Source organism: Streptomyces sp. NPDC050439 (assembly GCF_040655335.1).
Lineage (GTDB): Bacteria > Actinomycetota > Actinomycetes > Streptomycetales > Streptomycetaceae > Streptomyces.
Genome location: NZ_JBFAJT010000008.1, coordinates 317051 through 328643 on the forward strand (window position 1 = coordinate 317051; position 11593 = coordinate 328643).

Here is an 11593-nt window from a genome sequence, read left to right on the forward strand (position 1 = left end):
GATCAACACGAAGGGCCAGACCATGCCTGTTGGACCGACCACCCGCCGCCGCCAACTCGGGGCCGACCTACGCCGCCTACGTGAGCTCAAGGGGCTGACCCTCGAAGAAGCAGGCGCGCGGGTAGGAATTTCCAAGGCGACCCTCAGCCGCTACGAGACCAAGGAGGGGACCGTCAAGTGGCCCGCGGTCGACGCCCTGTGTCGGGAGTACGGCACGACCGACGACGAACGTGGAGCTCTGGTCGAGCTCGCCAAAGGCGCCAAGATTCAGGGATGGTGGCGCTCTCTGGCCGATCCCGTCCCCGAGTCCATGAACCTGATGCTCACCCTTGAGGACGAAGTGGTTCGAGAGGACCACTACGCCTGCATGTACGTCCCCGGTCTACTCCAGACCCGCGCATACGCCGAAGCCGTACACCGCGCCTCCGAGATGCGCTGCGAGGAGAGGGAGGTGCAGCACATGGTGGACATTCGCATGAAGCGGCAAGAGCTCCTGACGCGCGACGAGCCCCCTCACATCTGGGCCATCGTGGACGAGGCTGTCATCCGTCGCTGCGTCGGCGGCAAGGAAGTGATGCGCGAGCAGTTGCAGCGGTTGCTGGATCTGGCGACCTCGCCCCATGTGACGCTGCAGATACTGCCGTTCGAAGCTGGTGCGCACGCGGCCGCCGTCGGCAGCTTCGTCGTACTGCGGGGCCCTGCCCAAGAGTTGGACGTGGTTTACGTGGACATCCTGGGCGGCGGACTCTTCATGGAGAAGCAGCCAGAGCTTGAGCGCTACACATTGGCGTTCGATTACCTCCGCGCTCAGGCCTTGGATCTGACAGCATCCACAGAGACCATTCGTCGAACACTGAGGGAACTCTGATGGATCACGAGCAGCAGCTCGACTGGTTCAAGTCCTCCTACAGCGGAGGAAGTGGGACCGAGTGTGTGGAGGCCGCATTCTCATCCGGCGCCACCTGCGTACGTGACTCAAAGGGCCCCGAACACACCTACTTCGCCGTACGCCAACCCGCATGGGCCCTCTTCGTCCACGCCCTCCGTGATGGCCGACTGACCTGAGAACCGTTGTCCCCGCACGCAGGAGGGCCCACTCTCGCGGGCCCTCCTGAAGCGTGGCGTGAGTCGGCCGTGGGTCAGTCCTCGTCGTGGTTGCCGTCGGAGTCGTGGTTGCCCTCGAAGTGGCCCGCTGCGCCGGTGATGCCCGCCGGGCCGCCCAGGTTTTCGTAGGCGAAGGCGCCGCTCATGCCGTCACCGTCGTGGTCGCTGTCGAAGTGGCCGGCGGCCTCGGTGATGCCGGCGGGGCCGCCGAGGTTCTCGTAGGCGAAGCCGGCCCGCATGCCCTCGTGGTCGTCGTCGGCCAGGGCGGTGCCGCTGGCGCCCAACACGGCGGCGGCGGTGAGGGCGGTGACAGCCAGGGCGGTACGGATACGCATGGGGTCCCTTTCGGTACGCGATCACGGGGTGTGTTCACTGAGTTCAACGTGCTCAGCCTTGCTCGGCATTGCTCAGCTTTGCTCAGTGTGTTCAGGTTTGCCCTATTTACTGATCGCGCAGACGTGGTCCGCCTCAATTCACTCGCACAGCGGCGGGCCCATGGGCCTGCGCCCGCCTAACCGCCCGCCTAACCGCCCGCCTGACCCACCCGTTCGTCCCAGTCGATCCTGTGCTCGAACTGCCACGCACCCCACACCGCTCCCCCGCCCCCGCCCACCTTCGTCGCCACCGGCAGGACCGCGTCCCGCAGCGCGCGGCTCAAGGGCCCCGCCGGCTTTGGTGTGGCCGTGCGGGCCGCTGCCGAGGTGGCCGTTGTCGTGGCCGTCGTGTGTTTGAGGATGCGGTCCACCCTGGGGCGGCGCAGGGACTCGTACGCCTTGAAGGCCTTGCCCGGGGGCAAATCCCTTAGGAAGCGGGCCAGTTCGACCGCGCTCTCCGTTGCCAGTGATACCCCCTGGCCCGATGTCGCCGGCGTCGCGTGCGCCGCGTCGCCGATCAGGATCATGCGGCCCCTGCTCCAGGACGTCACCGGAGGCATCGTTTCTGTGGGGCCCGTGATCAGCAGGTCCTCGGGGGCCGTGTCCCGGACCAGGTCCGGTGCCGGAGTGCGGTCGTCCGCGAACGCCTCCCCCAGACGCTTCAGCCACTCCCCCGCGCCCACCATCTGCGCCTCCGCCGACGTCATCGGCTCGCGGTGCGGCAGGTTCACGAACCAGGCCGCCGAACCGTCGTCGAAGATCTGGTAGCCGAAGTAGGCCTTCTTGCCGTAGCACATGTACAACACCCCATCCGTGGAGGGGAGTTGGGTGGCACTTACGCGTGCTGTGAACGTCAGCACTCCCGCGTAGTGCGGCTTCGGCGTCGTCGGGTCGATGAGCGCGCGCACCGTCGAGCGCAAGCCGTCCGCGCCGATCAGGATGTCCGCCTTCGCCAGCGAGCCGTCCGAGAAACGCGCCGTCACCCCCGCGCCCGTGTCGGTCGCGTCCAGCAGGCGCTTGCCCCGCTGGAGCGGAACACCTCGGCGCGAGGCCTCCGCCCACAGCGCCTCGCCCAGCTCCGTGCGCCAGACAAAGCGGGTTGTCGGGAGGTCCGTGGGCGGGGTCAGTTGGGCCAGGTGCCTGCCCGTCCAGCTGCGCAGGCCGAGCGAGGTCACCGGGGTGCCGATCGCGGTCACCGTCTCCGCCGCGTCGATCGCCTCCAGCGCCTGCATGCCGTTCGGGGCGATCGTCATGCCGCCGCCACGGCCACTGGACCTGTTGCCATACGTGGCGTGCGCCTCGCCCGCCCGCGCCTCGCCCGCCCTCGCCTCGCCCGCCCTCGCCTCGTACACCGTTGCCTCGATGCCCGCCTTGCGCAGCGCCATCGCCGCCACCGGGCCCGCGACACCACCCCCGATGACCAGGGCTGTTCGGATGTGGCGGTCAGTGGTGGTGGGCGTGGTTCGCGCGGTCATCTCTACTATCGGTCCCTCGTCGGCAGCGCCTTCGAGCGCGCCGCGGAGGCGCAGCGCACACCCTCACCAACCTACGCGGCCCAGACCCCCTCGCCGCAAGGCTTTCCCGGCGCGTTAGCCTCGGGAGCCTCGGGCCGAGAGCCCATAGAGGACGTATCGGCCGGAAGCATTCACTGCAGGCCGGGAAGCGAGGCAGGCATGACGGGCGAGGCAAGCGTGGCAAAGGTACCGGCAGCTGTCGTGGCCGCGAGCGGGCTCGTCGGTGGGTACGCCGTCGCCCGCTGGACCAAGAAGCGGCCCCTCGGCGGCCTCGTCCTCGCCGCCGCGGGTGCCGCCGCCGCTCAGCAGTGGCGTGCCACGGCCGGGGGCAAGACCGCCGCCGCGCTCAGTGCCACGTACGTCGCCGCCTTCGCCGCGTCGCATCCCCTCGCCAAAAAGGTCGGGGCCTGGCCCGCCGTCTTCAGCGTCGCGGGCGGGGTCGGACTCACCTCCTGGGTGCTCGCCGACCGGCGCAAGTAACCCCCCACCGGCCGGGGGCAAGACCGCCACCGGGCGTCGCGGGCGGGGTCGGACTCACGTCGTGGGTGGGCGGGGTCGGACTCGCGTCGTGGGTGGGCGGGGTCGGACTCGCGTCGTGGGTGCTCGCCGACCGGCACAACTGACCGGGGCAACTGACCGACCCCCGACCGGACCGCACACCGCGGCTCACCTCTCGCTGTCCCTGAACAAGCGCGCGAAGCCCGCCACCGCGAGCACCCCCGCCCCCATCACCAGCACGAAGAACCCCCACGCCAGCGGCCACACCGCCGCGTCCGGCTCCGGGTGGCTGTCGAAGGAGACGTACATCAGCGTCGCCGGCGGTCCCGCCACGAGGAGCAGCGCCCACGCGAGGCGGTCCCGGAAGCCGAAGTAGGCCGCCAGGGCCAGCATCGAGAGGGTCAGGGCGGCTATCCCCAGCCCCGTCACCGGTGACGTCTCGTCGATCGCACCGGGCGTCTCGGGGCGGTTGCGCAAATCCCAGGGCAGGCACAGCAGGTACGCCGCCACCGCGAGGCCCGCGCCCAGCAAGCGCGTCACCCAGCGCCGCAGCGGCGGGCTCCCGGGCAGGGACGTCAGCAAGTTCCCCGGCTTCATGAAGCTCGGTCCGCGGCGCGGGCTCATCTTCGTACCCATGCGCGGGCTCATGTACATCGACTTTGCCGTCATGCGTACGAGCCTGCCGACCTCCCCGGAGCCGCGACAGAGTATGCGTACTCAGACCGAGTACGCGTACTCAGACCAGCCCGCCCCCTCTACCCCCGCCCCCTGAACGTCACCCGATAAGCCCCCGGCGACACCCCGACCCCCGCCTGAAAGTGCTGCCTCAGCGACGCGCCCGTGCCGAAGCCCGCCTCCGTCGCGATGCGGTCGACCGTGCGGTCCGTCTCCTCCAGGAGTTCGCGCGCCCGGTCCACGCGGCGCTGCGTCAGCCACTGCATCGGTGTCAGGCCCGTCTCCTCGCGGAAGCGGCGGCTGAAGGTGCGGACGCTCATGGATTCCTGCTCGGCCATCTCCGCCAGCGTCAGGGGCTCTCCCAGCCGCTCCTGCGCCCACTCCCTGGCCCGGCCCGTCGACGTCAGGCGGCGCGGCTCCGCCACCGGGCGGCGGATGTACTGGGCCTGTCCGCCCTCGCGGTGCGGGGGTACGACGGTGCGGCGGGCCACCTCCGCCGCCACCGCCGCGCCGTGGTCGCGGCGGATCATGTGCAGGCAGAGGTCGATGCCCGCGGCCTCGCCCGCGGAGGTGAGGACCTGGCCCTCGTCGACGTACAGGACGTCCGGGTCCACCGTCACGGCGGGGAACGTGCGGGCGAAGAGGTCCGCCGACAGCCAGTGCGTCGTCGCCCTGCGGCCGTCCAGGAGGCCCGCCGCCGCGAGGACGAAGGCGCCGGTGCAGATGGAGGCGATACGGGCGCCGGAGGCGGACTCCAACGCCCCCGCCAGGGCCGGCGACAGTTCACCCGGCCGCAGCGACTCGTCCTCCTCGTGCGAGGCCGGGACGATCACGGTGTCGGCGGCGGCCACCGCCTCGGGGCCGTGCTCGGCGTGGACGGGGAAGTCGGCGTCCGTGCGGATGAGGCCGGGGGTCAGGGCGCAGGTCGTCAGTTCGTAGAGGCGCGCGCCCTGTGCCGAGCGCGCGTTGCCGAACAACTGGTGGACCAGGCCCAGTTCCATGGGCAGCACGCCGTCCCTGACGAGGACCGCCACCCGGTGGCCGCCCACAACTCCCTCTCCGCTCATCCCCGGATCTTGCCACCCGCCTCACCCGGAGGCCGCCTCACCCAGAGGCCTTCGCCTCCGACAGCGGGCTCGCGATGTCCTCCAAGGAGCGTCGTTCCGCCTTCACCGCGAACACCGCCGCCACCAGACCCGCCGCACACATCAGGCCCGCGCCGATCTGGAAGGCGAGGACCGTGTCGCCGACGACGCCCGACTCGGTCAGCTTGGCGAAGATCAGCGGGCCGCTGATGCCGCCGGCCGCCGTGCCGATGGCGTAGAAGAAGGCGATGGCCATGGCACGGGTCTCCATGGGGAAGATCTCGGAGACCGTCAGGTAGGCGCTGCTCGCGCCCGCCGACGCGAAGAACAGGACCACGCACCAGCAGGCCGTGAGCGTCGCCGCGCTGAGCGAACCGCGGTCGAAGAGCCACGCCGTGCCGAAGAGCAGGATGCCCGACACGATGTACGTCGACGAGATCATGATGCGGCGGCCGACCGTGTCGAAGAGCTTGCCGAGGAAGAGCGGGCCCAGGAAGTTGCCCGCGGCGATGACGGCGAAGTAGTAACCCGTGTTGCCCGAGGGGACGTCGAAGAACTTGGTGAGGATCGCGCCGAAGCCGAAGGTGATCGCGTTGTAGAGGAACGCCTGGCCGATGAAGAGGGACAGACCGAGCACGGCGCGCTTGGGATAGTCGCGGAAGACGGTCTTGGCGATGAGGCCGAAGCCGATGCTCTTGCGCTGGTGGATGGTGATCTCGCGCTCTGGCGGCGGCAGGCGTTCGCCCTTCTCCTCCTCGATCTCCCGCTCCACCGACGTGACGAGGGTGTCCGCCTCCTCGCCGCGGCCGTGGATGAACTGCCAGCGCGGGCTCTCCGGGACGTGACGGCGTACGAGGAGGATCACCAGGCCGAGTACGACGCCGAGGGCGAAGGTGAGCCGCCAGCCGAGATCCTTGGGGAAGATGCTGGTGTTCAGCATGACGACCGAGAGCAGCGAACCGCCGATCGCGCCCAGCCAGTAGCTGCCGTTGATGATCAGGTCCACGCGCCCGCGGTACTTGGACGGGATGAGTTCGTCGATCGCCGAGTTGATGGCCGCGTACTCGCCTCCGATGCCGAAGCCGGTGAGGAAGCGGAAGAGGAAGAACCACCAGGCGTCGAAGGAGAGCGCGGTGAGGGCGGTGGCGCCGAGGTACACCGCGAGGGTGACCATGAAGAGCTTTTTCCGGCCGTACTTGTCGGTGAGGCGGCCGAAGAAGAGGGCCCCGGCGCAGGCTCCGGCCACGTACAGGGCCGCCGCGGTGCCGGTGACCTGGGCGGAGCTGATCGCGAGGCCGCTGCCCTCCTCGGAGAGGCGGCTCGCGATGTTGCCGACGGTGGTGACTTCCAGGCCGTCGAGGATCCAGACCGTGCCGAGGCCGATCACGATCATCCAGTGCCAGCGGGACCAGGGCAGCCGGTCCAGGCGGGCGGGTACGGCCGTGGTGACGGTGCCGGTCTCGCCGTCGGTGCGCTTGGGGTCGGGGGGCGGCGGCGAGGCGGGCGTGGACGACGCGGTCATGGCGGGCGGCTCCTTCCGCTGCTCCCACGTCGCCGGGCTCCGGCTCCCCGCGACCGGCGGATCGCGGCTCACGGCTCGGGCGACGGCTCTCCCGCCATCGGGAGAGCTCCTCCAGAGTGCCCGGCAATGGCGCCCTCACGCGCGCTGAGACCCCCGGAAGGCCCCCTCGGCCCGTAGACCCCGTGGACCGCCCTCTACGCCCCCAGCAGCCGCGACACCGAATAGATCGCGAGCCCCGCCAGCGCGCCCACCACCGTGCCGTTGATCCGGATGAACTGGAGGTCGCGGCCGATGTGGGCCTCGATCTTCTTCGACGTGTGCTCGGCGTCCCAGCCCGCGACCGTGTCGGTGATCAGGGAAGTGATCTCGTCGCGGTACGTCGTCACCACGTACACCGCGGCGCCCTCGACCCAGCCGTCGACCTTCTGCTGCAGCCGGCCGTCCGTCGCCATCCGCGAGCCGAGCGAGAGCAGCGCGGCCCGCACCCGCAGGCGCAGCTCGCTGCGCTCGTCCTCGGCAGCGGCCACGATCATTCCGCGCACGGCCGACCAGGCGGAGGCGATCAGGTCCTGCACCTCGCCGCGGCCGAGGACCTCGCGCTTGAGGCGCTCCACGCGTTCACGGGTGTCCGAGTCGGACTGCAGGTCGGCGGCGAAGTCCGCGAGAAAGCGGTCGACGGCTCCGCGCGCGGGGTGCTCGGGCATGTCCCGCATCTCGGCGAGGAAGCGCAGGAGCTCCTTGTACACCCGCTCGCCGACCTTCTTGTCGACGAACCGCGGGGTCCAGCCGGGGGCGCCGCCCTGCACGGCGTCCATGACCGACTCGTCGTGCATGACCAGCCAGTCGTGGGCGCGGGCGCAGACCAGGTCGACGACCCGCTTGTGGCCGCCGTCCGCGACGACCTTCTCCAGCATCTTGCCGATGCCGGGGGCGATCTCCTGGGCGTCGGCGCGGCGCGTGATGGCCTCGCCCACGACCGCCTGGACGTCGGAGTCACGCAGGACCGTCAGGGCGCCGCGCAGGGCCGTGGCCAGTTCGGCGGTCACCCGGTCGGCGTGATCGGGGTCCGCGAGCCAGGTGCCGAGGCGGCTGCCGATGCCCACCGCGCGCAGCCGGCCGCGCACGACGTCGGAGGAGAGGAAATTCTCGCCCACGAAGTCGCCGAGGGAGGCGCCCAGTTGGTCCTTCTTGTTCGGGATGATCGCCGTGTGCGGGATGGGCAGGCCCAGCGGGTGGCGGAAGAGCGCCGTCACGGCGAACCAGTCGGCGAGCGCGCCGACCATGCCGGCCTCGGCCGCCGCGGCGACATAGCCCGCCCAGGCGCCGGCTCCGGAGTTCTGGGCCCACTTGGCGAGGACGTAGACCAGGGCGACGAAGACGAGGAGGCCCGTCGCGGTGATCTTCATCCGGCGGACGCCGCGCCGCTTCTCCTCGTCGGCGGGGCTGTACATGAAACCGCCACCACCGCCACCTGTGGCGGAATGCTGCCCGGAAGCACCCCCTTCGGACGCATCCTCCAGAATTGAACGATTCGTACGTTCCACTCACTCCACCTGACCCGTTCGCGTGGTTCGCGGCGTCCTCATACGTATTGTCCCTGCCGCTCTGCGTCCCTTCCTGACCGACTCCTGGAACGGACCACAAGTTCCCGGCGTCTATTTGGACGGAGGGGGGCAGTGTCGGCCGCCTCGCGGCCCATGACGCATCATGGGGTGATCACATCGGAGCCTCGATCAGGCTCCCCCTGCTCGAGGAGACACAGCCCGCATGACCAAGCGTCACGGTTATGCCCTGCTTGCCGCGGTCCTCGCGGTAATAGTGGTGATTTCCGCCGCCATATACCTCGGTGTGTCCACCGACGACGGATCTCAGGACACCATCAGCGCGGGGCCCCGAGGCCCGCGCAACTCTGCCGCGCCCGCTTCCGCCGGCACCTGGGTCGGCTCTTGGGCCGCATCCCCCGCCGCGGCCGAACCAAACACGCACCGCAACGGCTTCGCGGGCAAGTCCATCCGCAATGTCGTGCACACCAGCGTCGGCGGCGACGGCACCCGCATCACCCTGTCGAACCTGTACGGACAGCAGCCGCTGAGCATCACCCACGCCTCCATCGCCGTCGCCGTGGGGTCGAACAACCCGGCGGCCGCCCCGGGCACCCTGCGCCGCCTGGCCTTCAACGGCAACACCTCCGTGGTGATCCCCGCGGGCCAGCAGGTCATGAGCGACGCGGTCCGGCTGCGCGTGCCGCACGACGGCGACCTCCTGGTCTCGACGTACTCGCCGACCCCTTCGGGCCCGGTCACCTTCCACCCGCACGCCCGCCAGGTCAGCTACGTCGCCGAGGGCGACCGCACCGAGGACCAGAACGGCACCGCGTACACCCAGCAGAGCACCTCCTGGCGCTACCTCTCGGCGGTGGACGTCCTGAGCAACGAGTCGGACGGCACCGTCGTCGTCTTCGGTGACTCGCTCACCGACGGCATCTCCTCCACGATGGGCGCCAACGCCCGCTGGACCGACAACCTGGCCGACCGCCTGCGCGCCGAGTCCGGCGCCCCGCGCTACGGCGTCGTGAACGAGGGGATCAGCGGCAACCGCGTCCTCTCGGACGGCAACGGCACACCCGCCGACAACCCGAGTGGCCTCTCGCGCTTCAACCGCGACGTGCTGGACCGGACGGGCGTCAAGGCCGTCGTCGTCGCGCTCGGCGTGAACGACATCCTGCGCAACCCGCACCAGAACGACCCCGACCGCATCGTGGAGGGCCTGCGCGAACTGACGCGCCAGGCACACACACGAGGCCTGCGGGTCGTCGGCGCGACCCTGATGCCGTTCGGCGGCCACCGGGGGTACGAGCCGGCGCTGGAGAACGTGCGCCAGGCGGTGAACGAGCAGATCCGCGACGGCAAGGTCTTCGACGAGTTCGTCGACTTCGACAAGGCCCTGCGCGACCCGTACGACCCCCGCAAGCTGCGCGGCGCGTACGACTCGGGCGACCACCTGCACCCGAGCGACCTGGGCTACCGCAAGATGGCCGAGACGTTCAACCTGACGCACCTGCGGGGCTCCGCGGCCGCCGAGCTGTAGTCGTCCCGGGGCTCAGCCCCGGGACCCAGACTCACGACTCAGTCCCGCTCCTCGCGTCTGCGCATGTGCAACTCGCGCCGTTCCTCGCGCCGCTCCAGCTTCTCGCGGCGGCGCTCCTCCTTGATCCGCAGGCGCTCCGCCCGCGGCAGCTTGCGGTCCACGCCGACCCCGCCCATCAGGGCGAAGCCCGTGACCGTCACGCGCGGGGAGCCGGGCGTGCCCTCGCCGGTGGCCTTGTCCTCGAAGCCGCCCATGATCCCGAAGCCCTTGACCCGGACGTCCAGTTCGGGCGGCACGGTGACCTGCAGGCCGCCCATGATCGTGAAGCAGCGGATCTCGACGTCGCGGTCCGCGAACCGCGCCTCGCGCAGGTCGATCTCGCCGCCGCCCATCAGCGCGAACGCGGTGAACCGCGAGCCCACGGTCCAGGTGCCCTTGCGCATGAACCCGCTCCAGAACGCGAAGCCTCCCGCGGAGGTGGCCTCACCGCCGATGCGGGACGGCCAGTCGATCTCCCCCTCCCCGGGGGCGCTCGGCTTCACCATGGAGACCTTGGTGCCCACCGTCGGCAGATCCCGTGTGATCGGCTCCAACTCACCGTACGTACGCGCCTTGTACGTCGCGTCCAGGCGCTCCTCGAACTCCTCCATGTCCAGGCGGCCCTCGGCCACGGCGTCACGGAGTCGTTCGGCGACACGTTCACGGTCGGCGTCGGCGGCCCGGAGATCCGGGAGATGAGGCTGCTCGTCGGTCATGTGAAGCAGCCTACGAGGTCGCCTTCTCCGCGTACATCTTGGCGATGACCGCCTCAATGTCTGGTTCCCTGACCGAGAGGTCGACCATCGGATAGCGGGCCGCGACCCGGGCGACAAGTGGAGCTGCCGACTCCGCGGCGGGGAAGGCCAGCCACTGCCGCGGGCCCTCCACCTTCACCACCCGCGCCGACTCCACCTCGATGGGCGGCAGTTCGCGCTCCAGGTCCACGACCAGGGTCCGCTCGCTCTCGCCCACCTCGTGCAGCCCCGCCAGCGGCCCGTCGTACATCAGACGCCCGTGGTCGATGACCATCACCCGCTTGCAGAGCTGCTCGATGTCGGTGAGGTCGTGCGTGGTGAGCAGGACCGTCGTACCCGCCTCTGCGTTCAGGTCCCGCAGGAAGCCGCGGACCTTGGCCTTGCTGATCACGTCGAGGCCGATCGTCGGCTCGTCCAGGTAGAGCACCTCAGGATCGTGCAGGAGCGCCGCCGCGATGTCGCCGCGCATCCGCTGGCCCAGCGAGAGCTGACGTACGGGGACGTCCAGCAGGGCGCCCAGTTCGAGGAGTTCGACGCAGCGCTCCAGGTTCTCCTTGAAGCGGGCGTCCGGAATCCGGTACATGCGGTGCATCAGTCGGTACGAGTCGATCAGCGGCAGGTCCCACCACAGCGTGGTGCGCTGCCCGAAGACCACCCCGATGCGCCGCGCGAGGCGGGTGCGCTCACGGGAGGGATCGATCCCCGCGACCCGCAGCCGGCCTCCACTGGGCGTCAGGATGCCCGTCAGCATCTTGATCGTCGTCGACTTCCCGGCGCCGTTCGGGCCGATGTAGCCGACCATCTCGCCGCGCGGCACGGTGAAGCTGATGCCGTCGACGGCACGCACCTCGTGCTTCTCGCGCCGCATGAAGCCGGTCTTCTTGCGTACGTCGAAGACCTTCTCGACGCGGTCCAGCTCAATGAGGTCTTTCTCCACGGC

Annotated in this window: 12 protein-coding genes; 4 read left to right on the forward strand and 8 right to left on the reverse strand. The window is 70.2% G+C overall.

What is annotated here, in order from left to right; all coding sequences use genetic code 11:
* Positions 1–22: 22 nt before the first annotated feature.
* Positions 23–868 (forward strand): helix-turn-helix transcriptional regulator, encoded by an 846-nt coding sequence (locus AB0I66_RS31745; RefSeq protein ID WP_363211567.1) that lies wholly within the window; start codon positions 23–25, stop codon positions 866–868.
* Positions 868–1065, forward strand: coding sequence for a DUF397 domain-containing protein (locus AB0I66_RS31750; RefSeq protein WP_363211406.1), 198 nt, complete (start codon positions 868–870; stop codon positions 1063–1065). The genes AB0I66_RS31745 and AB0I66_RS31750 overlap by 1 nt, the downstream gene beginning before the upstream one ends.
* A 74-nt stretch (positions 1066–1139) precedes the next feature.
* Here the strand turns inward: AB0I66_RS31750 and AB0I66_RS31755 are convergent, their stop codons facing one another.
* Together AB0I66_RS31755 and AB0I66_RS31760 are read right to left on the reverse strand one after the other, a co-directional pair.
* Positions 1140–1439, reverse strand: coding sequence for a hypothetical protein (locus AB0I66_RS31755; protein ID WP_363211407.1), 300 nt, complete (start codon positions 1437–1439; stop codon positions 1140–1142).
* A 188-nt stretch (positions 1440–1627) separates the two neighbouring features.
* Positions 1628–2953 carry an FAD-dependent monooxygenase gene (locus AB0I66_RS31760; protein WP_363211408.1) on the reverse strand — a complete coding sequence of 442 codons (1326 nt, stop codon included), beginning with the start codon at positions 2951–2953 and terminating at the stop codon, positions 1628–1630.
* Between the two features lie 216 nt (positions 2954–3169).
* On the opposite strand from AB0I66_RS31760, the gene AB0I66_RS31765 reads away from it, so the two are divergent.
* Entirely contained in the window at positions 3170–3472 is a 303-nt protein-coding gene (locus AB0I66_RS31765; RefSeq protein WP_363211409.1) for a hypothetical protein, read from the forward strand.
* A gap of 186 nt (positions 3473–3658) precedes the next feature.
* On the opposite strand, the gene AB0I66_RS31770 is transcribed toward AB0I66_RS31765, so the two are convergent.
* The 4 genes from AB0I66_RS31770 to AB0I66_RS31785 all read right to left on the reverse strand — a co-directional run bounded on the left by AB0I66_RS31770 (position 3659) and on the right by AB0I66_RS31785 (position 8223).
* Positions 3659–4159: a hypothetical protein gene (locus AB0I66_RS31770; protein ID WP_363211410.1), complete on the reverse strand. Its 501-nt coding sequence runs from the start codon at positions 4157–4159 to the stop codon at positions 3659–3661.
* An 86-nt stretch (positions 4160–4245) separates the two neighbouring features.
* Positions 4246–5232: a helix-turn-helix domain-containing protein gene (locus AB0I66_RS31775; RefSeq protein WP_363211411.1), complete on the reverse strand. Its 987-nt coding sequence runs from the start codon at positions 5230–5232 to the stop codon at positions 4246–4248.
* 37 nt (positions 5233–5269) lie between these two features.
* Positions 5270–6772 carry an MFS transporter gene (locus AB0I66_RS31780; protein WP_363211412.1) on the reverse strand — a complete coding sequence of 501 codons (1503 nt, stop codon included), beginning with the start codon at positions 6770–6772 and terminating at the stop codon, positions 5270–5272.
* A gap of 194 nt (positions 6773–6966) precedes the next feature.
* Complete coding sequence (locus tag AB0I66_RS31785; RefSeq protein WP_363211413.1) at positions 6967–8223, reverse strand: DUF445 domain-containing protein; 1257 nt, start codon at positions 8221–8223, stop codon at positions 6967–6969.
* Between the two features lie 316 nt (positions 8224–8539).
* Here AB0I66_RS31785 and AB0I66_RS31790 point away from each other — a divergent pair, with 316 nt between their 5' ends.
* Entirely contained in the window at positions 8540–9859 is a 1320-nt protein-coding gene (locus AB0I66_RS31790; RefSeq protein WP_363211414.1) for an SGNH/GDSL hydrolase family protein, read from the forward strand.
* Between the two features lie 38 nt (positions 9860–9897).
* Here the strand turns inward: AB0I66_RS31790 and AB0I66_RS31795 are convergent, their stop codons facing one another.
* A complete protein-coding gene (locus AB0I66_RS31795) occupies positions 9898–10614 on the reverse strand; it encodes a DUF1707 domain-containing protein (protein WP_363211415.1) in 717 nt (238 codons plus the stop codon).
* A gap of 10 nt (positions 10615–10624) precedes the next feature.
* Positions 10625–11590: an ABC transporter ATP-binding protein gene (locus AB0I66_RS31800; protein WP_363211416.1), complete on the reverse strand. Its 966-nt coding sequence runs from the start codon at positions 11588–11590 to the stop codon at positions 10625–10627.
* Between the last annotated feature and the right edge of the window lie 3 nt (positions 11591–11593).

What these genes read in the sequence shown, in the direction of transcription:
- AB0I66_RS31750 (WP_363211406.1), top strand. Translation starts at nt 868, where the DNA reads ATGGATCACGAGCAGCAGCTCGACTGGTTCAAGTCCTCCTACAGCGGA.
- AB0I66_RS31760 (WP_363211408.1), bottom strand. Translation starts at nt 2,953, where the DNA reads ATGACCGCGCGAACCACGCCCACCACCACTGACCGCCACATCCGAACA.
- AB0I66_RS31795 (WP_363211415.1), bottom strand. Translation starts at nt 10,614, where the DNA reads ATGACCGACGAGCAGCCTCATCTCCCGGATCTCCGGGCCGCCGACGCC.
- AB0I66_RS31775 (WP_363211411.1), bottom strand. Translation starts at nt 5,232, where the DNA reads ATGAGCGGAGAGGGAGTTGTGGGCGGCCACCGGGTGGCGGTCCTCGTC.
- AB0I66_RS31780 (WP_363211412.1), bottom strand. Translation starts at nt 6,772, where the DNA reads ATGACCGCGTCGTCCACGCCCGCCTCGCCGCCGCCCCCCGACCCCAAG.
- AB0I66_RS31770 (WP_363211410.1), bottom strand. Translation starts at nt 4,159, where the DNA reads ATGACGGCAAAGTCGATGTACATGAGCCCGCGCATGGGTACGAAGATG.
- AB0I66_RS31790 (WP_363211414.1), top strand. Translation starts at nt 8,540, where the DNA reads ATGACCAAGCGTCACGGTTATGCCCTGCTTGCCGCGGTCCTCGCGGTA.
- AB0I66_RS31755 (WP_363211407.1), bottom strand. Translation starts at nt 1,439, where the DNA reads ATGCGTATCCGTACCGCCCTGGCTGTCACCGCCCTCACCGCCGCCGCC.
- AB0I66_RS31785 (WP_363211413.1), bottom strand. Translation starts at nt 8,223, where the DNA reads ATGTACAGCCCCGCCGACGAGGAGAAGCGGCGCGGCGTCCGCCGGATG.
- AB0I66_RS31745 (WP_363211567.1), top strand. Translation starts at nt 23, where the DNA reads ATGCCTGTTGGACCGACCACCCGCCGCCGCCAACTCGGGGCCGACCTA.